This window comes from Flagellimonas chongwuensis (assembly GCF_013376415.1).
GTDB classification, from domain to species: Bacteria; Bacteroidota; Bacteroidia; order Flavobacteriales; family Flavobacteriaceae; genus Flagellimonas; species Flagellimonas chongwuensis.
Genome location: NZ_WYET01000004.1, coordinates 984,783 through 1,009,163 on the forward strand (window position 1 = coordinate 984,783; position 24,381 = coordinate 1,009,163).

Annotated in this window: 23 protein-coding genes and 2 tRNA genes; 15 read left to right on the plus strand and 10 right to left on the minus strand. The window is 42.0% G+C overall.

What is annotated here, in order from left to right; translation table 11 throughout:
• Positions 1 to 41: 41 nt before the first annotated feature.
• Together cdaA and GUA46_RS11610 are read left to right on the plus strand one after the other, a co-directional pair.
• Positions 42 to 830 (plus strand): diadenylate cyclase CdaA, encoded by a 789-nt coding sequence (gene cdaA, locus GUA46_RS11605; protein ID WP_108246463.1) that lies wholly within the window; start codon positions 42 to 44, stop codon positions 828 to 830.
• Positions 827 to 1,606 (plus strand): DUF3667 domain-containing protein, encoded by a 780-nt coding sequence (locus GUA46_RS11610; protein WP_176620617.1) that lies wholly within the window; start codon positions 827 to 829, stop codon positions 1,604 to 1,606. Before cdaA ends, GUA46_RS11610 begins: the two co-directional genes overlap by 4 nt.
• Here the strand turns inward: GUA46_RS11610 and GUA46_RS11615 are convergent, their stop codons facing one another.
• Both GUA46_RS11615 and truA read right to left on the minus strand, forming a co-directional pair.
• Positions 1,607 to 3,379: an ABC transporter ATP-binding protein gene (locus GUA46_RS11615; protein ID WP_176620618.1), complete on the minus strand. Its 1,773-nt coding sequence runs from the start codon at positions 3,377 to 3,379 to the stop codon at positions 1,607 to 1,609.
• The gene (gene truA, locus GUA46_RS11620) at positions 3,363 to 4,118 is read right to left on the minus strand and encodes a tRNA pseudouridine(38-40) synthase TruA (RefSeq protein WP_176620619.1); all 756 of its coding nucleotides are present in this window, start codon (positions 4,116 to 4,118) and stop codon (positions 3,363 to 3,365) included. Before truA ends, GUA46_RS11615 begins: the two co-directional genes overlap by 17 nt.
• Before the next feature lie 88 nt (positions 4,119 to 4,206).
• On the opposite strand from truA, the gene GUA46_RS11625 reads away from it, so the two are divergent.
• The gene (locus GUA46_RS11625; protein WP_176620620.1) at positions 4,207 to 4,701 is read left to right on the plus strand and encodes a metallophosphoesterase family protein; all 495 of its coding nucleotides are present in this window, start codon (positions 4,207 to 4,209) and stop codon (positions 4,699 to 4,701) included.
• A gap of 70 nt (positions 4,702 to 4,771) precedes the next feature.
• On the opposite strand, the gene GUA46_RS11630 is transcribed toward GUA46_RS11625, so the two are convergent.
• Positions 4,772 to 5,182, minus strand: a complete 411-nt coding sequence (locus GUA46_RS11630; protein WP_108246458.1) for a DUF4293 domain-containing protein — start codon at positions 5,180 to 5,182, stop codon at positions 4,772 to 4,774.
• A 191-nt stretch (positions 5,183 to 5,373) separates the two neighbouring features.
• Between GUA46_RS11630 and rho the strand changes: the two genes are divergently transcribed.
• From rho to GUA46_RS11650, 4 genes are all read left to right on the plus strand, one after another.
• Complete coding sequence (rho, locus tag GUA46_RS11635; RefSeq protein WP_176620621.1) at positions 5,374 to 6,987, plus strand: transcription termination factor Rho; 1,614 nt, start codon at positions 5,374 to 5,376, stop codon at positions 6,985 to 6,987.
• 129 nt (positions 6,988 to 7,116) lie between these two features.
• Positions 7,117 to 7,770, plus strand: coding sequence for a hypothetical protein (locus tag GUA46_RS11640; RefSeq protein ID WP_176620622.1), 654 nt, complete (start codon positions 7,117 to 7,119; stop codon positions 7,768 to 7,770).
• Positions 7,771 to 7,899: 129 nt separating this feature from the next.
• Positions 7,900 to 8,466: a hypothetical protein gene (locus tag GUA46_RS11645; protein WP_159075830.1), complete on the plus strand. Its 567-nt coding sequence runs from the start codon at positions 7,900 to 7,902 to the stop codon at positions 8,464 to 8,466.
• A 113-nt stretch (positions 8,467 to 8,579) separates the two neighbouring features.
• Positions 8,580 to 9,266, plus strand: a complete 687-nt coding sequence (locus GUA46_RS11650; protein ID WP_176620623.1) for a hypothetical protein — start codon at positions 8,580 to 8,582, stop codon at positions 9,264 to 9,266.
• A gap of 64 nt (positions 9,267 to 9,330) precedes the next feature.
• Here GUA46_RS11650 and rpsT read toward each other — a convergent pair whose 3' ends face one another.
• The 4 genes from rpsT to proS form a co-directional block, all read right to left on the minus strand.
• Positions 9,331 to 9,582: a 30S ribosomal protein S20 gene (gene rpsT, locus GUA46_RS11655; RefSeq protein WP_166248903.1), complete on the minus strand. Its 252-nt coding sequence runs from the start codon at positions 9,580 to 9,582 to the stop codon at positions 9,331 to 9,333.
• Positions 9,583 to 9,617: 35 nt separating this feature from the next.
• Positions 9,618 to 9,689: transfer RNA gene (locus tag GUA46_RS11660), tRNA-Glu, on the minus strand.
• Positions 9,690 to 9,764: 75 nt separating this feature from the next.
• Positions 9,765 to 9,836, minus strand: a tRNA-Glu gene (locus GUA46_RS11665).
• 81 nt (positions 9,837 to 9,917) lie between these two features.
• Positions 9,918 to 11,393 (minus strand): proline--tRNA ligase, encoded by a 1,476-nt coding sequence (proS, locus tag GUA46_RS11670; RefSeq protein WP_176620624.1) that lies wholly within the window; start codon positions 11,391 to 11,393, stop codon positions 9,918 to 9,920.
• Positions 11,394 to 11,487: 94 nt separating this feature from the next.
• On the opposite strand from proS, the gene GUA46_RS11675 reads away from it, so the two are divergent.
• Together GUA46_RS11675 and GUA46_RS11680 are read left to right on the plus strand one after the other, a co-directional pair.
• A complete protein-coding gene (locus tag GUA46_RS11675) occupies positions 11,488 to 12,768 on the plus strand; it encodes a hypothetical protein (protein WP_229418491.1) in 1,281 nt (426 codons plus the stop codon).
• 37 nt (positions 12,769 to 12,805) lie between these two features.
• Positions 12,806 to 14,308: an OmpP1/FadL family transporter gene (locus GUA46_RS11680; RefSeq protein WP_176620625.1), complete on the plus strand. Its 1,503-nt coding sequence runs from the start codon at positions 12,806 to 12,808 to the stop codon at positions 14,306 to 14,308.
• Between the two features lie 58 nt (positions 14,309 to 14,366).
• Here GUA46_RS11680 and GUA46_RS11685 read toward each other — a convergent pair whose 3' ends face one another.
• Positions 14,367 to 15,812: a T9SS type B sorting domain-containing protein gene (locus tag GUA46_RS11685; protein ID WP_176620626.1), complete on the minus strand. Its 1,446-nt coding sequence runs from the start codon at positions 15,810 to 15,812 to the stop codon at positions 14,367 to 14,369.
• A gap of 112 nt (positions 15,813 to 15,924) precedes the next feature.
• Positions 15,925 to 17,727 carry a T9SS type B sorting domain-containing protein gene (locus GUA46_RS11690; RefSeq protein WP_176620627.1) on the minus strand — a complete coding sequence of 601 codons (1,803 nt, stop codon included), beginning with the start codon at positions 17,725 to 17,727 and terminating at the stop codon, positions 15,925 to 15,927.
• A gap of 133 nt (positions 17,728 to 17,860) precedes the next feature.
• Between GUA46_RS11690 and folE the strand changes: the two genes are divergently transcribed.
• Positions 17,861 to 18,541: a GTP cyclohydrolase I FolE gene (folE, locus tag GUA46_RS11695; protein WP_176620628.1), complete on the plus strand. Its 681-nt coding sequence runs from the start codon at positions 17,861 to 17,863 to the stop codon at positions 18,539 to 18,541.
• A 15-nt stretch (positions 18,542 to 18,556) separates the two neighbouring features.
• The gene (gene cysS, locus GUA46_RS11700) at positions 18,557 to 20,038 is read left to right on the plus strand and encodes a cysteine--tRNA ligase (RefSeq protein ID WP_176620629.1); all 1,482 of its coding nucleotides are present in this window, start codon (positions 18,557 to 18,559) and stop codon (positions 20,036 to 20,038) included.
• Here the strand turns inward: cysS and GUA46_RS11705 are convergent.
• Positions 20,035 to 20,943, minus strand: coding sequence for an AraC family transcriptional regulator (locus GUA46_RS11705; protein WP_176620630.1), 909 nt, complete (start codon positions 20,941 to 20,943; stop codon positions 20,035 to 20,037). The genes cysS and GUA46_RS11705 overlap by 4 nt on opposite strands.
• 211 nt (positions 20,944 to 21,154) lie before the next feature.
• Here GUA46_RS11705 and exaC point away from each other — a divergent pair, with 211 nt between their 5' ends.
• The 4 genes from exaC to lgt all read left to right on the plus strand — a co-directional run bounded on the left by exaC (position 21,155) and on the right by lgt (position 24,379).
• On the plus strand, positions 21,155 to 22,678 hold the full coding sequence (gene exaC / locus GUA46_RS11710) for an acetaldehyde dehydrogenase ExaC (RefSeq protein ID WP_176620631.1): 1,524 nt from the start codon (positions 21,155 to 21,157) through the stop codon (positions 22,676 to 22,678).
• A gap of 1 nt (position 22,679) precedes the next feature.
• The gene (locus GUA46_RS11715; protein ID WP_176620632.1) at positions 22,680 to 23,066 is read left to right on the plus strand and encodes a DUF779 domain-containing protein; all 387 of its coding nucleotides are present in this window, start codon (positions 22,680 to 22,682) and stop codon (positions 23,064 to 23,066) included.
• Between the two features lie 63 nt (positions 23,067 to 23,129).
• Positions 23,130 to 23,351, plus strand: a complete 222-nt coding sequence (gene yidD / locus GUA46_RS11720; protein WP_108244961.1) for a membrane protein insertion efficiency factor YidD — start codon at positions 23,130 to 23,132, stop codon at positions 23,349 to 23,351.
• 65 nt (positions 23,352 to 23,416) lie between these two features.
• A complete protein-coding gene (gene lgt / locus GUA46_RS11725; protein ID WP_176620633.1) occupies positions 23,417 to 24,379 on the plus strand; it encodes a prolipoprotein diacylglyceryl transferase in 963 nt (320 codons plus the stop codon).
• Positions 24,380 to 24,381: the final 2 nt, after the last annotated feature.

Sequence of the window (24,381 nt, forward strand, 5' to 3'; positions counted from 1 at the left end):
GAGGTTCTCCTATTTTTGCTAATTTTACAAAAACACTGCGGTTGGATTTTTTAAATTTTCTCGAATTCAAGATTACGGATGTCATCGACATAGTCCTAGTGGCCGCACTCCTCTATTACATTTACAAACTGGTAAAAGGAACGGTGGCCATTAATATTTTTATAGGAATCGTAATTGTTTGGGCACTTTGGAAACTTACCGAATTGCTTCAAATGAAAATGATCAGCAGCATGGTCGGCGGTTTTATGAACATAGGCCTTATCGCCCTGATCATTGTATTCCAACAAGAGATTCGAAAGTTTCTATTGATGGTCGGCTCCACTAATTTTGCCTCCAAAAGAAATTTTTTAAGACGCTTTAAGTTTTTAAAACAAGAAGCGGTCTCAACCACAACCGATGTTGATGCCATCATAAATGCTTGCGAACGCATGGCCACATCCAAAACCGGTGCACTCATCGTTATAGAAAGGAACAACTCCTTGGATTTTGTAAAATCCACTGGAGATGCAATGGACATAAAAATAACACAGCCTATTTTAGAAAGTATCTTTTTCAAGAATAGTCCGCTGCACGATGGTGCCATTGTAATCCAAGAAAACTTCATTACCGCTACCAGAGTGATTTTACCTGTTTCCAATGACCGAAACATCCCCCTTCGTTTTGGCCTACGCCACAGAGCAGCCGTGGGCATTACCGAGAAAACAGATGCACTCTGTCTTGTGGTCAGTGAGGAAACAGGCTCTGTTTCCTACATAAAAAATGGCGACTTTATTCCTTTTAAAAACAAGGAAGAATTGGCAAAACGCATTAAAAAGGACTTGGAGCAATGACGTGCAAGAATTGCGGTGACACCTTAAGAACCGATTTTCTTTATTGCCCAAACTGCGGGGGAAAAGTGATTCGGAACAGAATTACCATTAAAAACCTCTGGACCGATATACTGGAACGGTATTTTAACCTCGACAATACATTCGTAAACACTTTTGTACATCTGTTCACCAAACCCGAGGTGGTCATTGAAGGCTACATCCAAGGCCTCCGGAGAAAATACTTGAACCCTATAAGTTATTTAGGAGTTGCCCTTACCCTTTCAGGTATTCAAATATTCTTGATGACAAGGTTCATAGATTCAATTGATTTTTCAGTTTATGATAACCAATTGCAAATGGAATTTCAGAGGAAGCTAACGGCTTTCGTCATGGATTTTCAATCATTGATTACCATAATGTTCATTCCACTAATGGCAGTTTCCGCTTGGCGATGTTTTGACAAAAAGAAATATAATTTCGCCGAACGAACCATTATTTTCATGTACTCCTTGTCGCATTTTACTACAGTAATCTTTTTCCCTACTATTTTAATACTTCTATGTGCATCGGAAAGTTATATGATCTTCTCTTTTCTAGGAATAATGGCAATGCTTATTTACAATGGTTATGTAATTTCTCGAATATCAAAATCCAAAGGATTGCCCTTGATTGTAAGATTAATATTCTTTTGTATAGTTTTTGGGATACTTTATATATTCATGTCCATGTTATTCCCCATAGCCATGTTCTTGACTGGAGAAATCACCTTGCAGGATTTTGCTCCTCCCCCAAAATAATTAAGCAACTTCCTCTGCCAAGAACTGTGCCTGATAAAGGTCGTTGTAGTAGCCACCTTTTTCCAAAAGTTCTTTGTGGGTACCAATCTCAATGATTTTACCGGAATCCATTACAATAATTTTATCCGCTTTTTTGATGGTTGCCAAACGGTGCGCTATGATAATGGAAGTCCTTCCCTCGGTAATCTTGTCGGTGGCCTGTTGTATCAGTATTTCGGAATAGGTATCCACGGATGATGTAGCCTCGTCCAAAACAAGAATACTCGGGTTGCTCACATAGGCCCTTAAAAAGGCGATTAATTGACGTTGACCACTGGACAACATGGTCCCACGCTCTTTTACATTATATTGGTACCCACCTGGAAGGCTCGAAATAAATTCGTGCACTCCAATTTGCTTGGCGGCCGCCTCAATCTGTTCCGTGGTGATATCCTTATCACGAAGTGAAATGTTATTCGCAATGGTATCTGCAAACAGGAATACATCTTGCAGCACAATAGCGATATGTGAACGGAGCGACTTTAATGTGTAGTCGTCCAAACACACATTGTCCACCAAAATTTTACCGGAGTTGATTTCGTAGAATCGGTTGAGCAGATTAATGATAGTCGATTTCCCTGCACCTGTGGCACCGACAATGGCTACGGTTTCACCTGCCTTTACATCAAAAGAAATCCCATGGAGTACTTCTTCATCCGGTACATAGCCAAAATGTACATCCTTGAATTCTATGTCTCCCTTAACGTCCTTTTTCTCAACTTTTCCATTATCATCAATATGGCTATCGGTATCCAAAATCTTGAATACTCGGTTGGCAGCTACCATTCCCATTTGAAGCGTATTGAACTTATCGGCAATCTGTCGAAGTGGACGGAACAATAGATCCATCAAGAAAAAGAAAGCTACTATGGCCCCCTTGTTGTCCATCCCCACGTTTTCGATATTTTGAATCACCCCGAAATATACTACCAAACCAATACCAATGGAATTGGAAATCTCGGCAATCGGAAAAAATATGGAGTTGTACCAGACTGTCTTTAACCAGGCATTCTGATGCTTTTCGTTGATTACACGGAACTTCTCCTTTTCAATCTCCTCACGGTTGAAGAGTTGAACGATTTTCATTCCGGCTATTCGCTCCTGCACAAATGAATTAAGATTGGATACCTGGGCCCTAACTTCCACAAATGCCACCTTCATGGCTTGTTGAAATAGCCTCGTAGCAATCAGGATAATAGGCATAATGGCAAATACGATCAATGCCAATTTCCAATTGACCACCACCATGATTATGGCTGCGGACAACATTTTAAGGGCATCGGCCACAATCATAAAGAACCCTTGGCTAAATATTTCTCCAATGCGCTGCATATCCGCAACCGCCCTTGTCACCAACACTCCAATTGAGGAATTATCGAAGTAGGTCATTTTAAAACCTGTCATCTTTTTAAAGAGGTCTACCCTAATATCCCGGATTACCGACTCGCCCAAAAGGTTTGCGTAGTAATTGAACAATAGCTGGGTAATCACCTGTCCCAATAAAAAAGCGAGCATGAGCATAACATTGTTCAACAATTGCCCTGCGTCCTTGTTTTCCAAAGACTGGTTGATGATATTTTTTACCAATAGGGGTATACCTATAGCGAATGCCGCAGATAGCACGGCAACAATGGCCACTAGCCAAAAAATGCCTCGATAGGGTCTTGTCCGTGAAAAAACACGCTTGAACAATCGAAAATCAAACGCTTTTCCTACATCATCCTTTTTGCTCATCAAAAATTTCTTTTGGATATGAAACCTTGGTCAAATATAATCCTTTTGCCGGGACGGAGACACCCGCCTCTCCCCTATCTTTACTTGCTATAACCTTATGAATGTCCTCAGGGGACATTTTACCCTGCCCCACATCCAACAACGTACCTACTACGGCGCGGACCATGTTGCGTAAAAAACGGTCGGCCGTAATGGTAAAGACCCATTTGTCCTTATCTACAGTCCAAACTGCCTCACGAACATCACATTTGAATGTTTTTACATCGGTGTTGGATTTGGAAAAACATTCAAAATCAGTGTAATTCAACATCAATTGAGCCGTCCTGTTCATCGCAGGCAAATTCAAGGGATGCTTTACCAAATGGGCATAATCAAACAGAAAGGGACTCTTTTCCCTGACCAGCCAATATTCGTAAGTGCGTTCCACAGCATCAAAACGGGCATGAGCCGTATCAGCAACAGGAAATATGGCTTGTACGGCGATATCATCCGGTAAAAAGGCATTCAACCTGTACACCAATTCATCACTATCAGATATTGAACCAACATCCATATGGCAGAACATTTGCTTGGCATGCACTCCCGCATCGGTCCTCCCGGCCCCAACCACCTCTACCTTTTCACGCAACAATGTGGACAGTGCTTTTTCCAAAATCTCTTGTACGGTGATGGCATTGGGCTGGTTCTGCCAACCATGATATGCCTTGCCGAAATAAGAAAATTGGACGAAATATCTCAATGGAATGGATTACTTTTAAGCCCGTAAAGATAATTGAATCCTTTCCAACATAAATCCGACTGTTGGTTTTTAGCATATTTTTAGCGAAATGAAGAAAATCCTGTTGCTTTCCGACACGCATGGCCATATGGACCCAACCATCTTAAAATATGCTGCACAAGCTGATGAGGTTTGGCATGCGGGCGATATTGGAAGCTTATCTGTTACCGATGAACTGGAAGCCCTAAAGCCGGTTAGAGGCGTGCACGGAAACATTGATGACCATGTGATTCAAAAAGAATTTCCCGAAAACAACCGATTTATGTGCGAAGGCGTAGATGTCTGGATTACCCACATTGGAGGTTATCCCAACCGTTACAATATTCGAGTGAGGGATGAAATCAGAAACAACCCACCTAAACTTTTTATTTGCGGACACTCCCATATCTTAAAAGTTATGCACGACAAAAAACTGAACTTATTACACATGAATCCCGGAGCATGTGGAAAACATGGTTTTCATCAAGTGCGGACGATGTTGCGATTTGTGATTGATGGCGACAAAATCTCAGACTTGGAAGTTGTAGAGCTGGGCAAACGATAGATAGCCAGTAACATAAAAACCCCGGCCAAAGCCAGGGTTTTTTCGCACTAATACTACTAAGATGTTAGGTTCAACGTAAGCGATCAACAGATTTTACAAGATCTTCATCCTTTTTGATAGCCCTGTTGGCCAGGACCAGAAAAACGATAGAAAATACAGGAATCAGCATCCCAATACCCTTCTCAGAAACCACAGTTTCTCCGGATAAGCTTAGCGATCGATAAACGAAAAATCCTAGTAAAAAAAGGTTCAATATCATATTCAATCTGTTCACCACAAATTGATTTTGTCTTTTCTTGTACATTACAATCGATACAACTGCCAAAACGGTCACAGCGTAAAAAACAAGACTCACCAACACTTCGTCTTGGGCAAACACCTCTTTTCCACCTATTTCCACCCACAAGTTCAAAAAGAACGGCAGTACACCTGAAATAAGGCCTACTATGAGCAAAAATAACGTTTGTATCCGTTGAATCATTGTACAAATTGCTTTCGAATGGCAAAAATAGGCGTCTTTTTGAAAATTAAGGCCTTATTCTTGAAAAATTATTTGTAATATTGTCTCGTTATTATCAAGCACCTACCTAGGAATTCTTTCTCCAGTAGCATTCATAAATAACTTTACTTCAAATTTTAGAATCACACAAGTTTAACTTATTCCATTACTTAATGTTCGAGATTTCCGATCTAAAAGCTAAAAAGCTTCCTGAGTTGCAAGAAATTGCAAAGGATCTTAATGTTCCCAAATTCAAGTCATTGAAAAAATTGGACCTGGTCTACCAAATATTGGACTTACAGGCATCCAATCCAAAAGCCGTTAAGGAAACAGTAGCAGCGACTACCGAAGAAAAACCTGAACCCAAACCAAAAAGGGCCAGAACACCTCGTCCAAAAAAGACCGAGGAGAAGAGCACTGCTAACGAAAGCGGCGATAAAGCCCCTCAAAAAAGGGAACCCAGAAACAAAAAAGACGATTCAAAAGGACAAAGTCAAAGTCCACAGCCCAAAAAGGACAATAAGCCACAGAGCAATAGCAACAACAATGGTCCTCAAAAGAATCAGAACAATAATAGAAGAAACAACCAGAACAACAAATCACATCACGACAAAAAGAACAGCAACTTTGACAAGGACCTGAAAAACAGGTACAAAGAGCCAGAGTTCGAGTTCGATAGCATTATCGAGAGTGAAGGTGTCCTGGACATTATGCAAGATGGTTACGGATTCCTTAGGTCATCCGACTACAACTACCTTTCTTCTCCCGATGATATTTATGTATCGCAGTCCCAGATACGTCTGTTTGGACTAAAATCCGGTGATACCATTTTAGGAAACATTCGACCTCCAAAAGAAGGTGAAAAATATTTCCCACTGATCAAAGTGAACAAAATCAATGGACTGGACCCACAAGTGGTTCGCGACAGGGTAGCTTTTGAGCACCTTACCCCATTGTTTCCAAAGGAAAAGTTCAAATTGGCGGAAAAGCAAAGTACAATTTCAACAAGGATCATGGATTTGTTCTCTCCTATCGGAAAAGGACAAAGGGGAATGATCGTGTCCCAGCCCAAAACTGGTAAGACCATGTTGTTGAAGGATATTGCCAACGCAATTGCAGCCAACCACCCTGAGGTGTACCAAATCATCCTTTTGATAGATGAACGCCCTGAAGAGGTTACGGACATGCAGCGTAACGTACGTGGAGAAGTTGTTGCTTCCACTTTTGACAAGGAAGCCACAGAACACGTAAGGGTTGCCAATATTGTATTGGAAAAAGCAAAAAGATTGGTGGAATGCGGTCATGACGTAGTGATCTTATTGGATTCCATTACACGTTTGGCCCGTGCCTACAACACTGTACAACCCGCTTCTGGCAAGGTATTGAGTGGTGGTGTGGATGCCAACGCGCTTCACAAGCCAAAACGTTTCTTTGGTGCAGCACGTAACATTGAAAATGGAGGTTCTTTATCCATTATTGCCACTGCATTGACCGAGACCGGCTCCAAAATGGACGAGGTTATCTTCGAGGAATTCAAGGGTACCGGCAACATGGAGCTTCAGTTGGACAGAAGAATTTCCAACAGGAGGATTTTCCCTGCCATCGACCTTATTTCTTCCTCTACTCGAAGAGACGATTTGTTGTTGGACGAAAATACCATTCAACGTATGTGGATTATGCGTAAATACTTAGCGGACATGAACCCTGTTGAAGCCATGGAATTTATGGAACAACGTATTAAGCAAACGAAGAACAACGAAGAGTTTTTGCTCACCATGAACGAGTAAAAACGTACAATACTTCTTACGATATCACTAGAGACCCTTCAAGTTTTTGAAGGGTTTTTTATTGAGTCAATTTACAGAAAAGACATATCTTTATTCCGGTTTCCTCAAAACTGAACTAAATACTTAACTATGAAGAATCACAAAAACACCGTAATTGCTTCTTTTGGGGCAATTTTATTACTACTGGGAGCCTGTCAAGAAGCACCTAAAAAAGAAGAACCGACCGAACCTGGACAAGAAATAGTGGCTCCGCCGGAGGGCATCATTTCTTTGGAAGAGTCCAAAGCATTGTATGATAATTACACCAAGAACAGGATAGACATTATACGAACATTTGAGGCCGAACGGAACGCTGATGAAAAATTTGTTCCATCACGATTTACGTCCTTTAGCTATGCCGACATGGAACAATACATGAAATATGTAGAGCAGGAAGCTCATGAGGCAGGTGTTAAGGTTGCATCCTTAAGGATTTACTTTGCAAACTATCCGGACAAACCTGATTTTCCTGATGGAAAAAAAGTGGTACATCCAAGACAAAATTCCATATTTATTGTACCCACGACCATGATTGACGGTAAAGAGGAAGGTTTTTACATAGGTTCAGATGGTAAGGCCAAACCAATAAAAGCAGTTGTTGGCACCAAGGAAACCGGAGAAAAAAGCGAACCCAACACTTCGCAGGCCAGTTTTGCGCCCGCCTTCTTTCAGAGCGGAAGTACAAGTTTGAACTTAAATCATGGAAATTCCTATCCCCCTCCATTTGGCACGGATTTCCAATAAAGAATGACCCTACAAGAAGTTTTAAATCTCATTTGGGATCAGATCTTTGTGATACTGTACCTGGCGACTTGGATTATTTCGGTCTATAGGTATAGGAGGTTTTTTGATACACCTCTAAAGTTTTTCCCAATGATCATTATGTATACCTTCTTTAATGAGATTTTGGGATATTTCATCACGTATAGCGATCAATTTCAATTTTTTTCGGATAGTAAATACACCCCTAACAATATTGTAATCTATAATATTTATCAAGTTGTATTTTTTGTATATATGTTCGATGTATATCGAAAAATATTAAAAAGCGATAAGCTCAAAAAGCTTATTTTTTATCTTATCATAGCATGCATGCTCGGATATTTGGCGAATGGTATTTTAGTTAATCCATTGATTTATCAGACGACCTATGCCCATATATTTGGATCGGTTCTCATGGTTTTGATCACGTTCATGTACCTACGGGAAAAACTTAAAGAAGAAAGTGCACATCCATTAAAGTTTAATTTGATGTTTTGGGTAACTATAGGTCTATTGGCATTTTATATTCCATTTCCCTTAATCCTAACATTTTATAAGATTAAGGCAGTATATGGAATCTGGATATTTTTAAAACCTATCTTGGTCACATCGATAATATTGATGTACGGATTTATCATTTTTGGTCTACTGATCGGCAAAAGGAGGGCATTCAGGTGATATTTTAAAACAACAAATACTAGCCTCCCTTTTTGGGAGGCTTTTTTTGTTATTTTTGCCGTCCAACCAAACTGAAATCAGAGCACTGTCTATTAGACGGTTACCATAGAATTATGGATACGATTCTAACCTTCATCACAGAACATTACATTATTCCTTTTTATCTTATTGTTTGGTTAGTGTCCATGGCCTGTTACCGCACTTATTTTGATACACCATTAAAATATTACCCAATGTACCTTATGTATACACTACTAACAGAGTTGTTGGGATATTTTATAAAATTTCATGAAGAATTTCAAGTGGTGAGCGACAATAAGTACAATTGGTACAATGTGATTATATATAACATTTACTCTGTTATAACTTTTATGTTCTTCTACCATATATATTGGCAGGTTTTAAAAAATGAAAAACACAAGAAATGGGTTGTAATAGGAGCAGGTAGCAGTCTATTGAGCTATGTTATAAGTCTATTTTTTCAAGACCCCTTCTATTCCAATCTGTATTATGCCGATTTGGTGGCATCCATGGTTCTGCTATTCAACATATGGTTGTACTATAAGGAAAAGAAACTTGAATTCAACCCCTATCCCAACAAACATAATCTAATGTTCTGGACCAGTTTAGGGCTTGCCGTTTTCCATGCAATTTTTCCATTTCTGATTATAATAGGTTATGAAGCGCCTAAAATATGGGTCAACTATAACTTACGGAGCGTTCTTTGGGTTTTTATCCTATTCATGTACGGCACTTTTATGGTCGGAGTGATTGTCCACAGAAGAAAGGCCTTTAGATAAAAACTATTCCAACTAAAAACGCCCCCTAAAAGGAGGCGTTCTACATATTGTGATTGGACAACGATTACATTGCTGCAACCTGAGTCATCAATTTACTTTTAAGGTTTGAAGCCTTATTGTTATGAATGATGTTCTTCTTCGCCAATTTATCGATCATACCAACTACAGTAGGCAACAAAGCTTCAGCAGCTTTCTTGTCTTCCTCGTTACGCAATTTTTTGATAGCATTACGCACAGTTTTGTGCTGATACCTGTTACGCAAACGTACTGCTTCGTTTCTTCTGATTCTCTTTAATGCTGACTTATGGTTTGCCATTGCTTAAAATTAATTCTTTCTAAATCCTTTTTTTGTAGCCCGTAGGGGAATCGAACCCCTGTTACCAGGATGAAAACCTGGCGTCCTAACCCCTAGACGAACGGGCCATTATTTCAATCTCAAAAAATTTAAGCTACAAAGGTATAAAATAAAACCGCTTTTTAGCTGAAATTTCCTTTTCGTAGCCCGTAGGGGAATCGAACCCCTGTTACCAGGATGAAAACCTGGCGTCCTAACCCCTAGACGAACGGGCCATTATGCTTGCATAATTGCGGATGCAAAAATACAACTATTTTTAAGTCTTGCAACAGTATTTTTTATTTTTTGCAACCTGTCTAATAGGCTTTTGCAAACAACACCCTTTTAACGGATGGTTTACCTGTAACCATACACTTCCCTTCTTCCTCTTTTGCATCCAATGGAATACAGCGAATAGTGGCTTTGGTCTCTTCTTTTATCCTATCCTCGGTTTCAGTGGAACCATCCCAATGTGCGGAAACAAAACCACCCTTTTCCTCGATTATTTTTTTGAACTCTTCATAGGAGTCTACCTCTGTAATATGTCCCTTCCTATAATCCAACGCCTTGTTAAAGATGTGCACTTGGATTTCATCCATAAGGGCAACTACTTTATCCACTACTTCCTCGGCCTTTACGATTTCTTTGGACAAGGTGTCCCTACGGGCCACCTCAAAGGTGCCATTGGCCAAGTCACGCTGACCAACAGCCAAACGAACCGGAACCCCCTTCAACTCATACTCATTAAATTTAAAGCCTGGTTTATGGGTGTCACGGGTATCATATTTTACGGTAATGCCTTTATCACGTAGTTGCTTCACCAAAGGCTCTACTTTTTCAGAAATGGCATCCAACTGGTCCAATCCTTTATAAATAGGTACAATCACCACCTGAATTGGCGCCAACTGTGGCGGAAGTACTAATCCATTATCATCACTATGGGTCATTACCAAGGCTCCCATCAATCTAGTGGAAACACCCCAAGATGTGGCCCAAACATAATCTTGACTTCCTTCTTTATTGGCAAACTTTACATCGAACGCCTTTGCAAAATTCTGACCTAAAAAGTGTGATGTTCCCGCCTGCAATGCCTTACCGTCCTGCATCAAGGCTTCGATACAATAGGTTTCTTCGGCACCCGCAAAACGTTCGCTTTCTGTTTTGGTTCCTTTGATTACGGGAACACCCATATATTTTTCAGCGAAGTCGGCATATACGTTCATCATTAGCTCGGCCTCCTCAATTGCCTCCTCTCTGGTTGCATGCGCGGTATGCCCTTCCTGCCATAAAAATTCAGCAGTTCTCAGAAAAAGACGGGTCCGCATTTCCCAACGCACCACATTGGCCCATTGGTTTACTTTTAAAGGCAAATCACGATAGGATTGAATCCATCTTCTATAAGTATCCCAAATGATTGTTTCCGAAGTTGGTCTCACAATAAGCTCCTCCTCCAATTTGGCATCCTCGTCCACCACTATTCCACTTCCATCCTCGGCATTTTTCAAACGGTAATGGGTAACCACAGCGCACTCCTTGGCAAATCCTTCCACATGACTGGCCTCCTTGCTCAAATATGATTTTGGAATAAACAATGGAAAATAAGCGTTCTCATGACCTGTTTCCTTGAACATTTTGTCCAATTGCGCCTGCATCTTTTCCCAAATGGCGTATCCGTACGGCTTTATCACCATACAACCCCTAACTCCCGAGTTCTCAGCCAAATCCGACTTTACCACGAGTTCGTTATACCATTTAGAATAATCCTCTGCTCTGCTCGTTAAATTTTTACCCATCAATTGTAGTTTGGCACAAAACTTGCGACTTTATTAATAAAATGATTGGGTAAAACTAATTATTTTTAGTATGTTCAACAATAAAAATTGCGCCATGTTAAAGTCTTTACTCCACAATAATTTACGAACCCCGGCCATATTGATGGTCAGTGCCATCTTTGTGGCTTCTTGTGGCTCCTATCAACAAGCTTCTTATTATGATGACGGCATCTATTCTTCCAACGACCGCGTTGTTGGTGTTGAAAAGAGAAATGCCCAGGCCATGAGAATAGAGGAGCAGGAAAGCAATATGTACGGAGAGTACTTTAGTGACCGCGCAAACGAAATTGGCGAAGTATTGGACAGCGAAGTCTTCACCGATATAGACAGCTATTCCAGTCAGGCTCCTAACGATTCAATTCCTTACGGCGAACAGACCGATTATTTCGCATATAACAATAATTATAACGGGAACCCTGGATGGGGGGATAATCCTACCAGCATTTCCATCAACGTTTACGACAACAGCTGGGGCTGGGGCGGTTATGGATGGGGATGGAACGATCCATGGCTTTGGAATGCCGGCTGGGGATGGAACTCTCCTTACTACGGTTGGGGCTGGGGATGGAACAATCCTTGGAGATATAACCGTTGGGGCTGGGGCGGATACTACGGTTGGGGACACCCATACAATGGTTGGGGCTGGGCCGGCAACTTTGGTTGGGGCGGATACTACGGCTGGGGTGGCTACTATGGCAACTACTGGGGCCGTCCGTATTACAACCGTGGCTATTATGGCAGAAACTACGCCTACATGTCAGGACGAAGAGGATACACTTCCCGTATACCTGGTACCGCTATAACATCTAGGTCTGGATATTCCAGTAGGTTTAGAAATAACAGTGGACGCTCCAATGGAACCGTTTCCAGAAGTAATGGTTTGGCCAATAGAAGAAGTACCAATGGCTACAGCAATAGGTCCAACGTAAGAAGGTCGATAAGCGCCGATGCTGCTTCTAGAAACCAAAATTACAGAACAAGTAGAAGTACCCGTACTTCACCTAGTTACAATGGAAGCTCTAGAGCATACCGTTCCTATAATAGCTCTCCTACCACAAGGAGTAACGGAACCTACAATAGAAGCTCCCGAAGTTATCAATCCAGAAGTGCTGCACCAAGCAGAAGTTACAATCGCTCCTCTACCGGTTCAAGTTCGAGAAGTTACCGCAGTAGTGGTTCGTCATCAAGCAGTAGATCCAGCGGTAGTTACCGTAGCTCCGGAAGCAGTTCCAGGAGCTCTGGGGTGAGTAGATCATCCGGTGGAGGATCAAGATCATCTGGCGCATCTCGCTCATCAGGTGGTAGTAGAGGTGGCCGAGGTGGCGGCAGACCATAATCCAACAATCAATATTGATTAATCTAAATCAGAATAAATGAAAAGAATCTCAACTTTCATAATGGTATTGGCATGCACTTTTGCAAGTGCCCAGACCATAGATGATGTTATACGCTACAGCACGGAAAACCTACAGGGTACTGCAAGGTTTCAAGCTATGGGCGGTGCATTTGGAGCTTTGGGCGGCGACTTATCGGCCCTGAACGTTAACCCTGCCGGTTCTGCAGTATTTAATTTTAGTGAGATATCGATCACTGGATCCAACTACCACAGGAACAACGATGCCCTTTATGGCAACACCACAAGAAATTCCACGGACAATTCATTGGATTTTAACCAAATCGGCGGTGTTTTTGTGTGGAATTCAGCCACAGATAGCCCATGGAAAAAAATTGCACTAGCGGTTAATTATGATTTAGTCGAGAACTTCGACAATCAATTGGTCGTTTCTGGAAACAGCAATGTCGGAATCGACAATTATTTTCTAAATTTTGCAGATGGTGAACCTTTGGGTCCGCTACGTACCCAGCAAGGTGAGTATATTGAAGATGCTTATTTGGATATCGGTGCCAATCTAGGGTACTCCGCCCAACAGGCATTTCTTGGGTTTCAGGCGGGCATTATAGAACCTGTTGAAGATGATGACCAGAACACTTCCTATTTTTCCAATGCGCAATATAGCAATGTAAATCAACGGTACCTACGGAATACCTCTGGCTATAACAGTAAGTTCACCCTAAATTTTGCCACCCAGTATAAAGAGGAGTTATACCTAGGGGCATCCTTAAACTTCCATAACGTACTTTATGACAGGGTTAGTTATTTGGATGAGGAAGGGTATAACGCAGAATCACCGATTCAGAGTATTTCTTTTGATAATTTATTGCACACCGAAGGCTACGGATTCTCGTTTAGCCTTGGAGCGATTGCAAAGGTAAATCAAGTGGTTCGCGTTGGGGCCAGTTATCAATCCCCAACATGGTACACCTTAACAGACGATACATCGCAGCGAATCAATTCAAACTTAGCGGTATCGGATATCGATTTCATCAACTTTACCATCGTAAATCTATACGATGAATATAGAATAAAAACCCCTGAAAAATATACGGGTAGTGTAGCTTTGGTTTTTGGACAAGATGGACTCATCAGCTTTGATTACTCATATCAGGATATGTCAAAAGCGGAACTTAGGCCCACTTCAGATCCTAGCTTTTCTGCGGAGAATGATTTTATCTCAAACACGCTTGGCGCAGTAAACTCTTTTCGCGTAGGTGGCGAATACCGAATCGACCAAGTTAGCCTAAGGGGTGGTTACCGATATGACCAAAGCCCATACGAGGACACGGATTTTGTAGGCGACCTAAGCGGTTTTTCCGCAGGTATAGGCTATAACTTCGGAGCCAACCGATTGGATTTGGCCTATAGCAGAACCGAACAGGATGTAAATTCCTATTTGTTTGATGGTGGCATCGACAGCGCGGCCCTTATCAATAGAATAAACACAAATATATCTTTAGGATACACCCTTAAGTTTTAAAGGTCTAAAAAAAAAGAGAAAAATACGAGGCTGGAAGAAATTCCGGCCTTTTTTTATATTATCGAACCAAGGAAAAATGCCTACGTACTGACTTGGCGACAATAAGTCCATCTTCATCCCGCCTGTATTCCAAACGGAACCAATAATCGGATGAAGGCATATCCCTGCCGTTGAAAGTGCCGTCCCAGCCAACGTTTACATTCATTTGTTTTAAGAGTTTTCCATAACGATCAAAAATATACACTACGGGGTTTTCCAATTCCTCCACTCCGTAAACCATCCAGTTGTCGTGGGCACCATCACTGTTGGGCGTAAAGAATTTTGGATAGCCCACTACCAAAAACTCTATAGGCTCGGTAGTACCGCAACCATTTTTGTCGTTTATGACAACGGTATTGATGCCCGGAGGAACATCTTCAAAAACAGGGTCATCCTGAAATTCGCCCCCGTTTATGGCATATTCATAGTTCCCATCCCCTACTGGAACAATCTCCACATTGTACGGGTCGGTCTGGTCACTGTTCACCAAATCATCGATCACCCGAACATCATCCAGTTCAGGGGTACCGTAGAAAGTAATTAGGATATCATCTGTTATAGGCTCTCCAAAAGGCCATTCGACAGTTACATAATATCTTCCCGAATCAGGACTAGAAACCATCAACTCAGCTCCAAAAGAACCTATTCCGGGCAAAATAGCATCAATGACCCCATCATCATCATAATCAACACTCCATTCGACAGATGTTATAGTGGAGCCCGCAGGAGAATTTAAAGCGGACAAGGTAATATCCGGGTCACCCTCACAGGCCACAATATCAAACCCTAAAAATTCATCTCGCAGGGTACAGTCCAAAGCATTGTCCTGGTCCTCATCCACGGAAGAACCGGTAAAAGTCAACATAAAAGACTCTGGCTCTTCATCAAAATTGGTATTGTAGTTATTGATGTATAGGTAATAAATCTCTCCCTGTCTTACATTCAACCATTCATCGTAGGTATTCTGACTGGACTTAACAAAGGGAGCACCTTCACGCCCATCAACAGGGTTCACCCCTATTCCGGTAAAACCGGTATCGTTGTATTCATAGTTGCATCTAATTGGCTGTGCGCTGCCATCCCCGACTATGGTACAAAAATTATCGTTCGAGGTTTCATCAAAAGGGCCGTACAAAGCAAAATCCCATTCTGAAGTGATAGGGCTACCGGGCGTTACAGGAAGCGCTTCGATATCAAAACCAATCTGTCCGTCCGTACCTGCCCTAAAAACATACCAGCTTGTATTGTTCTCAATATTGGCAGAGCTCACACTCCCCTTCTCCAAACAGCCTGTCTGGGTAATTATCTCCGGGTCAAAATCATCGATATCCCCACTGCCATCAGTGGTTCCCAAGATAGGTGCATCGGCACAAACAGGAATGGCTGTCCTACAATCTGGTGAGTTTTGCGCACTAACTGCCTGAAATAGAAATAAGCAACAGATAGCACAAAATAGAGCTCTCATAGAATTTTGGGGCTAATGGTTATTCTACTTATAACCCTTATAACTCCATTAACCCTACTTTTAGTATTTTTTATCGAAGAAATTTGCTGTTATTCGACCAATAACCGTCTGATTATCGCCTCAGTGAGAAGTGACTCTGGATATGCTTGGCGAAAGTTCTATTGCCATTATCATCCACATAGGATAATTTGAACCAATAATCCGTAGACGGCAATGGTTTTCCCTGAAAACTTCCATCCCATCCGGGGTCAAACTCGTTCATTTGCTTGATGAGCTTACCATATCGGTCATAAATCGTAACAATAGGAGAGTTTAAGGTAGACAATCCCTCGATTTGCCAAGTCTCGTTCATTACATCTCCATTGGGAGAAAAAATCGCCAAATACCCAACCACAACAATATCTTCTTCAACAATGCCGCATCCATAAGGGTCTTGCATACGCACAGTATGAACACCGGGAGGCACGCCCTCGAACACATTACTCACTTGAAAATCCCCGCCATCCAAACTGTATTCATACATGCCATTGTTCTCCGTATTGATGGTCACCGTATTGTTTACGCTCAAATCCTCGATATCCACACTGGAAATTTGCGGCATCGTAGAAACTTCCACGAACACAGTCCGACTAGTTTCACAAAGAGTTCCATTGGATTGATTGGTCACCGTTAACGTATATTGACCGCTTTCGGAAACTGATATGGACGGTGTTTGTTCACCAGTGCTCCATTGATAGGTATAATTTGGATTAGAATTCATTTCTCCTATTTCCAGACTTCCGACCGACTCACAAATTACAGCCTGGTCCGAAAAACTTAGAATCGGAGTTTCAATCGCATTCAAAGTAAAGCTTTGGGAAGCATCATAACATTCCGGGTTTGCCAAAGAGGTGGTCCTAACAAATAGGGTTTCCATACCGCCCATTGGGATATACTGTTTTTCCAGCGGACGAACTCCTAAATCAGCATCCGCTTGGGAACTGTGGTAACTCACAATAAAATTTTCGGGGTCCATACCATTCAATGCCTCGGAATTTTTACCGTTCAAATCAAATACCATATCGGTTTCTTGACAAAAGGTTTCATCGGTCAGCATACCTGTAACAGGCACTTCGTTGAACCCAACTTGGACATCGCTCACTATATTTTCGACGGATGTGGTCACAACCACACGGTACTGGCCAGTATTTTGAACATGGTACGTAGCAGCATTGGCACCGGCAATAAGTTGATATCCGCTTCCTGTATCGCTATACCATTCATAATTAATGGCGCTAGAAGTGGTAGCGTCCAAGGTTACATTATCGCCCTCACAAGCTGCAATCGGCGGTCCCAGTAAATTGTTTATAATGGTGCAATCCAATGCACTATTGGGATGATCCACCCAAATATTTCCCGTAAACTGAATGGAGAATCCAGAATTTACATTACTGAAGTTATTGATAAAAAGGTAATAGTCCTCGCCAGCCTCGACTTGGAGCCAATCCTCATAGTGGACCGAATCCAAATCCCCTGTCGGGTCTTCTCCAACCCCTATAAAACTGGTGTTTTCACTGTTATCAAAAAAGTTACAGCGAACGGGCTCACCCAGATTATTGCAATCCGATGCCCGATAAAGGGCAAAATCCCAATCTTCATCACTGCTATGTCCAATATTAAAGCCCAACTGCCCCGCTTCCGCAGTTCTAAAACGATACCATGCAGAATTGGATTCTATGGCTCCCGTAGTAGTCTGTTCCAAACAACCGCTAGAGGCCGCTCCATTAAAATCATCCGTGCCATAACCATTGGTTCCACCATTAATCGGGGTATTGCTACAAATAGGCACCGCGTCGGCACAGTCTGGCACAACTTGGGCGTGTGCAGAATGGCAAATCAATAGAACTAATAAGGTCTTCAAAAAGGTTTTCAACATAAAAGACTGTACGTTTGGGCATTATAAAAGTACCGTGGTGTTAGGGTTAACAATAATTTATGTTGTCAAACCTCGGCAAGCAGATGTTAAATCCCTCATTAATGTATATCTTTGCTCTCCTTAAGCAATAGCTATGAAACTAGAGCAGGCATTGGAAGAACAATATGAAGAAAGAGGAAACGACCATGTAGGTTCCTCATCGGACACCCCATTAAGGGATGATGCTTTTGTATTGAGCGACGAAGAAAAAATCGAAAGAATACAAAAAAGCGTAAGGGAAATTATGCTTACCCTTGGCCTTGACTTGGATGATGACAGTTTAAAGGGAACTCCTAAACGCGTGGCGAAAATGTACGTACAGGAAATATTTGGCGGATTGCATCCTGACCGGAAGCCAAAATCCTCCACTTTTGACAATAAGTACAAGTACGGCGAAATGTTGGTGGAAAAGAACATTGTGGTCTACTCCACTTGTGAGCATCACTTGTTGCCCATCGTTGGACGTGCACACATTGCCTACATTTCTAACGGAACGGTGGTAGGTCTTTCCAAAATGAACCGAGTTGTGGATTATTACGCAAAAAGACCTCAAGTCCAGGAACGTATGAACATCCAAATTGTAAAAGAACTTCAAAAAGTTTTGGGCACCGAAGATGTAGCTTGTGTTATCGATGCCAAGCACCTTTGTGTAAACTCTAGGGGAATTCGAGATATTGACAGTAGCACGGTGACCGCCGAATACGGCGGAAAGTTTAAAGAAGAGGCCACTAGAAGAGAGTTTTTGGATTACATTAACTTGGACACCGAATTTTAAACACCAACCATTTAAATGCAACCTTATAAAGACCAAACCTTAAGAATCCATAATTCACTTACTGGAAAGAAAGACGTATTCGAACCTATAAACGAAGGCCATGTGGGCATGTATGTTTGTGGTCCAACCGTTTACAGCAACGTACACTTGGGTAACTGCCGCACCTTCATGTCTTTCGACATGATTTTCCGATACTTCAAACATCTGGGATATAAGGTGCGCTACGTGCGTAATATTACGGATGCCGGACACTTGGAGAACGATGCGGACGAAGGCGAGGATAAAATTGCAAAAAAGGCAAAACTGGAGCAGATTGAGCCGATGGAAGTGGTACAGCGTTACACTGTTGATTTCCACAATACCTTACAACAGTTCAACCTATTGCCCCCGAGCATTGAGCCCACGGCCACGGGTCACATTATAGAGCAAATTGAAATCATAAAAGAAATCCTTGAAAAAGGATTGGCTTACGAGGCCAATGGTTCTGTTTATTTTGATGTGATCAAATTCAACGAAGATCACGACTACGGTAAATTGAGCGGCAGAAAGTTGGAAGATATGATCGCCAACACCCGCGAGCTTACCGCACAGGACGAAAAGAGAAATCCACAGGATTTCGCCCTTTGGAAAAAAGCGGAACCCCAGCACATTATGCGTTGGCCATCCCCTTGGGGTGATGGTTTCCCGGGATGGCACTTGGAGTGTACCGCAATGAGTACCAAATACTTGGGTGAAACATTTGACATCCACGGTGGAGGAATGGACCTTAAGTTCCCGCACCACGAATGTGAAATTGCACAAGCAGAGGCCAGCACCGGAAAATCTCCCGTAAACTATTGGATGCATGCCAATATGTTGACCTTGAACGGTAAAAAAATGTCCAAATCCACGGACAACAATATTTATCCATCTGAGATTTTTAGTGGCGACAACAACATATTGAGCAAGCCATATTCACCTTCCGTGGTTCGCTTTTTTATGATGCAGGCCCACTACACCAGTATTTTGGATTTGAGTGATGATGCCTTGCAAGCATCCGAAAAAGGGTACAGCCGTTTAATGGATGCCCTCGACAGCATCGATAAATTAAAAACAGGTGAAAAGTCCGATTTTGATGTGGCCGCTTGGAAGCAGAAATGCTACGACGCTATGAACGATGACTTCAATACACCTATTTTAATAGCACAATTGTTCGATGCCGTAAAGCACATCAACCTGATCAAAGAAGACAAGGAAAGTATTTCCGCAGAGGACAGGGAATTTCTTGAAAGCTCCTTAAAAGCATTTGTTTATGATGTCCTTGGTATCGAAAATCAAGCTATGTCCAAAGATGATTCCGGTACGCTAAATGGAGTGATGGACTTATTGATTGACATTAGAAACGAAGCTAGGGCCAAAAAAGACTTTGCCACTTCTGATAAAATCAGAGATCAATTGGTGGAACTCGGCATCCAGATAAAGGATGGCAAAGACGGAACTACCTTTAGCGTAAACTAGTGCTTCACAAATTTTGATTGGTACTCTCCCGGCGACACATGGATTTTTTGCTTAAAAAGCCGGTTGAAGTAAGAACGGTTCTCAAACCCACATTCCATATAAATCTCCTTTATTTTTCTATTGGGGTCTTTTAACAGATGAATGGCCATTTTTATGCGCTCGCTATTGATATAATCAATCGGTGTCACCCCTAATTCCTCTTTGAAAGTTTTATGGAAATGGGATTCGCTCATACAAGCTTTCTTGCTTAGGCCACTTATGGATAAAGGCTCATGCAAATGCTGGGAAATATATTCGATAACATAGGCCAAGCGATTATTGGAACTGATTTTTGAAGCGTTTTGCACATACTTTTCCCTAGAATTACCCTGGAGTATACGAATGATCAGTTCCTGAAGCATATTGTCCACAAAAAAATCTTTGGAGGGATGGTTTTCAGCGAACAGATACAATAACCGTTGAATTATCCCGTAAATACTGGCATCGTTTGTAAAGTGGTAGTTGTAATCCATTAATGCCCATTCCGAACCATCATGCTTGGGCATGGATTCGTTCATTAAATTGATGACCTTATTTATCTTCTCATCGGAAATGGCCATAGCTAAACAACGTGTCGGATTCTCTTCATTGACTTCCGGAAAGTCGATGCACATGACCTCATTGGAAGGAAGTATCAAAGATTCACCAGGTAGAAAATCAAAGGATTTTTTGTCCCTAAGATGCATCACCTTCTTCCCTATCAACATAGAGGCCAGTACAGGCTGGTCAAATTGAAGGAGTACTTTTTCCGCCTGCAAATGCGTCTCGAACACATGCATTGAGGCATTGTTCAAAGTGTAGGAGGTTTGGTTCTCAACCAAATGCTCGAGTTTTCTTTCCTTATAGAATTTATCCGGCAACCGCATATTGAATACTTACTCCTTAATATATTATACAAATAGTTATTAAATATAAAAAATATGATGTGATATTTTGTTAAAAATATAAAAACAAAGAGGATTGGTCATGTCATTAATAGAATACGTCAGATGTACAGCGTTCAAAATCAATACTTTTAGAATCAGTCACTTGAGCAAAGTGTGAACGAACATAAAATTAACTTTAACAACAAGTATTATGAGCAATGTACAAACTACTGAACGCAGTGTTTTGGAAAAACCAAAGTTCAAAGATCAGTATGAAAATTACATCGGTGGAAAATGGACCCCGCCGACAAAAGGAGAATATTTTGACAACGTTTCCCCAGTAGATGGCAATGCATTCACCAAAATTGCGCGATCCACAGCGGAAGACGTTGACAAAGCCATTGATGCCGCCTGGGCAGCAGCTCCGGAGTGGAACAATTCCTCGGCAACATACCGTAGCAACCTTCTTTTAAAGATTGCGGATGTCATGGAGAGAAATTTAGAAGTATTGGCTCGTGCAGAAACATGGGACAACGGTAAGGCGTTACGCGAGACACGTGCCGCGGACATGCCATTGGCAGTAGACCACTTCAGATACTTTGCAGGTGTAATCCGTGCGGAAGAAGGCTCGGTAAGTGAATTGGACAGCAATACCGTATCGATGAACATTATGGAACCCCTTGGTGTGGTCGGACAAATCATACCTTGGAACTTCCCTATCTTGATGGCCGCCTGGAAACTGGCCCCTGCCTTGGCCGCAGGAAACTGTGTTGTGCTAAAGCCAGCGGAACAAACACCAGTTGGAATCTTGGTACTGATGGAACTGATAGAGGATATACTACCTGCCGGTGTACTCAACATCATCAACGGATTTGGTCTGGAAGCCGGAAAACCTTTGGCATCGAGTTCTCGAATCAAAAAAATCGCTTTTACGGGAGAGACCACAACGGGTCAATTGATCATGCAATATGCATCAAAAAACATCATACCCGTTACTTTAGAGCTTGGCGGTAAATCCCCCAACGTTTTCTTCGAAAGTATTATGGATGCCGATGATGAGTTCTTCGACAAATGTTTGGAAGGTGCCGTTATGTTCGCATTGAACCAAGGGGAGGTATGTACGTGTCCATCCAGAATATTGGTACAAGAAAGTATTTATGACAAATTTATAGAACGAGTTGTAGAGCGCACCAAAGCTATTAAACTGGGACATCCGTTAGATCCAGACACCATGATGGGCGCACAGGCCTCCAATGATCAGTTCGAGAAAATCATGAACTATATCCAAATCGGCAAAGAAGAGGGATGTGAAGTGTTGACCGGTGGCGAGGCTGCTTACAATGAAGGCCTGGAAGGTGGTTACTACATTCAACCCACCATCTTAAAAGGAAACAACAAGATGCGCGTGTTCCAAGAGGAGATTTTTGGACCTGTAGTCTGTGTAACCACATTTAAAGATGAAGCTGAAGCTTTGGAAATAGCCAATGACACACTTTATGGATTAGGTGCTGGGGTCTGGACACGCGACATGCACCAAGCCTACAAAATATCGAGACAGATAGAAGCAGGTAGGGTTTGGGTGAACTGCTACCACAACTACCCTGCACATGCACCTTTCGGCGGGTATAAAAAGTCGGGTATCGGTAGAGAGAATCATAAAATGATGCTCAGTCATTACACCCAGACCAAGAATATGCTGATTTCCTACGATAAGAACAAATTGGGCTTTTTCTAGGATGGAAAATTTGATAAAACGCGTGTTGGTATCGGACAATGCCATAAAAATCATTGACCAATTAAGGGAGCGCCACGGTGAACTTATGTTCCACCAAAGCGGGGGCTGCTGTGATGGCTCCTCCCCTATGTGCTTCCCTAAAGGTGAGTTGATGCTCAATGAGAACGATGTTAAATTGGGCACCATTCATGGATGTGATTTTTTTATGAGCAAGGACCAGTTCGAGTACTGGAAGCACACACAGCTTACGGTCGATGTGACTACAGGACGTGGTGCCAGTTTTAGCCTGGAAATTCCGCTGGGACTCCGTTTTGTCATTAAATCGCGCATGTACACGGATGAGGAGCGGGAACATCTGGAGCCCGTACAATCCGCTGAAGAAGTATAAACCAAGCCCCGACTTTGTCGGGGCTTTTTGCTACCTTGCCCCTATCCTACACTTGAGGTTCACATGAAGAAAATTTTGATAGCGCCATTTTTACTGTTGGTACGGTTTTACCAACTTTTTATCTCCCCCATGCTTCCCGCAACATGCCGCTATTCACCAACTTGTTCGCAATACACGTTGGAAGCTCTAAAAAAGCACGGCCTGTTCAAAGGGGGATGGTTGTCCCTTAAGCGAATTGTCAGTTGCAACCCATGGGGTGGAAGTGGTTACGACCCTGTACCTTAAAAATTGCACTTTAATTAACCCGTGCAACCATTCAAAGTAGTTATATTAGTCCAAAATTTAGATAAATGTATTTTCTCGGATTTGATTGGAACCCCGAAGGAACCCTATTTACATTGGGTTTCATACAGATAAAATATTACAATTTGTTGTGGATTGCCGCCTTTGTTCTAGGCTGGTTCATCATGAAGAAAATCTTCCTGAACGAAAAGAAATCCATGGAGAAACTGGATTCCCTTTTTATTTACACCGTGGTATCGATAATGCTCGGAGCACGTTTGGGGCACGTTTTCTTTTACGATTGGGACTACTACAAGGACCATTTAGCGGAAATCCTATTACCTATACGAGAAAGTGCGAACAGCAATCTTTTCGGCATCATCAACGGATATGAATTTACAGGCTTCACTGGCTTGGCCAGTCATGGTGCCACCATAGCGGCCATCATCGGAATCTGGCTGTATACCCGTAAATGGAAAGACATTAAAATGCTTTGGTTATTGGACCGATTGGTAATTCCTTCCGCCATAGGCGCTGCATTTGTTAGGTTCGGTAATTTTTTCAATTCCGAAATCAATGGAAAAGTGGTCGACAAGTCCTATTTTTTAGCGACACGATTTATCCGTGATTCGGATGATATGCCAGCGTATCAGGCGATGGCCCTGACCAAGGAACAAACCCCCAATGCGGCTTATAAAGCCATTCAGCACAATCCAGAATTCTCTGAAGTACTACAATCCATTCCTTTCCGTCATCCAGCACAATTGTATGAAGGATTTTGTTACGTGTTGGTATTCATAGCACTTTATCTACTGTACTGGAAAACAGAATGGAAAAACAAACCGGGCTTCCTTTTCGGATTGTTCATGGTACTATTGTTCGTGGTTCGCTTCTTCGTGGAATTCTACAAAAAGAGTCAAGGTGGGTTCGAGGATACACTTGGCATGCTCTCCACAGGGCAATGGCTCAGTATCCCCATGATTTTAATAGGGGTGTATTTTATGGTAAAACCAGAACCCGTAGAATTATAACA

Bases quoted from the DNA above. Each gene is read 5' to 3' on its own strand.
- GUA46_RS11680 (WP_176620625.1), top strand. From the start codon at position 12,806: ATGAAAAGAATCTCAACTTTCATAATGGTATTGGCATGCACTTTTGCA.
- GUA46_RS11625 (WP_176620620.1), top strand. From the start codon at position 4,207: ATGAAGAAAATCCTGTTGCTTTCCGACACGCATGGCCATATGGACCCA.
- cysS (WP_176620629.1), top strand. From the start codon at position 18,557: ATGCAACCTTATAAAGACCAAACCTTAAGAATCCATAATTCACTTACT.
- GUA46_RS11650 (WP_176620623.1), top strand. From the start codon at position 8,580: ATGGATACGATTCTAACCTTCATCACAGAACATTACATTATTCCTTTT.
- rpsT (WP_166248903.1), bottom strand. From the start codon at position 9,582: ATGGCAAACCATAAGTCAGCATTAAAGAGAATCAGAAGAAACGAAGCA.
- GUA46_RS11715 (WP_176620632.1), top strand. From the start codon at position 22,680: ATGGAAAATTTGATAAAACGCGTGTTGGTATCGGACAATGCCATAAAA.
- GUA46_RS11705 (WP_176620630.1), bottom strand. From the start codon at position 20,943: ATGCGGTTGCCGGATAAATTCTATAAGGAAAGAAAACTCGAGCATTTG.
- yidD (WP_108244961.1), top strand. From the start codon at position 23,130: ATGAAGAAAATTTTGATAGCGCCATTTTTACTGTTGGTACGGTTTTAC.
- GUA46_RS11615 (WP_176620618.1), bottom strand. From the start codon at position 3,379: ATGAGCAAAAAGGATGATGTAGGAAAAGCGTTTGATTTTCGATTGTTC.
- proS (WP_176620624.1), bottom strand. From the start codon at position 11,393: ATGGGTAAAAATTTAACGAGCAGAGCAGAGGATTATTCTAAATGGTAT.
- GUA46_RS11690 (WP_176620627.1), bottom strand. From the start codon at position 17,727: ATGTTGAAAACCTTTTTGAAGACCTTATTAGTTCTATTGATTTGCCAT.
- GUA46_RS11645 (WP_159075830.1), top strand. From the start codon at position 7,900: ATGATCATTATGTATACCTTCTTTAATGAGATTTTGGGATATTTCATC.
- GUA46_RS11675 (WP_229418491.1), top strand. From the start codon at position 11,488: ATGTTAAAGTCTTTACTCCACAATAATTTACGAACCCCGGCCATATTG.
- exaC (WP_176620631.1), top strand. From the start codon at position 21,155: ATGAGCAATGTACAAACTACTGAACGCAGTGTTTTGGAAAAACCAAAG.
- GUA46_RS11640 (WP_176620622.1), top strand. From the start codon at position 7,117: ATGAAGAATCACAAAAACACCGTAATTGCTTCTTTTGGGGCAATTTTA.
- lgt (WP_176620633.1), top strand. From the start codon at position 23,417: ATGTATTTTCTCGGATTTGATTGGAACCCCGAAGGAACCCTATTTACA.
- folE (WP_176620628.1), top strand. From the start codon at position 17,861: ATGAAACTAGAGCAGGCATTGGAAGAACAATATGAAGAAAGAGGAAAC.
- GUA46_RS11610 (WP_176620617.1), top strand. From the start codon at position 827: ATGACGTGCAAGAATTGCGGTGACACCTTAAGAACCGATTTTCTTTAT.
- GUA46_RS11685 (WP_176620626.1), bottom strand. From the start codon at position 15,812: ATGAGAGCTCTATTTTGTGCTATCTGTTGCTTATTTCTATTTCAGGCA.
- GUA46_RS11630 (WP_108246458.1), bottom strand. From the start codon at position 5,182: ATGATTCAACGGATACAAACGTTATTTTTGCTCATAGTAGGCCTTATT.
- rho (WP_176620621.1), top strand. From the start codon at position 5,374: ATGTTCGAGATTTCCGATCTAAAAGCTAAAAAGCTTCCTGAGTTGCAA.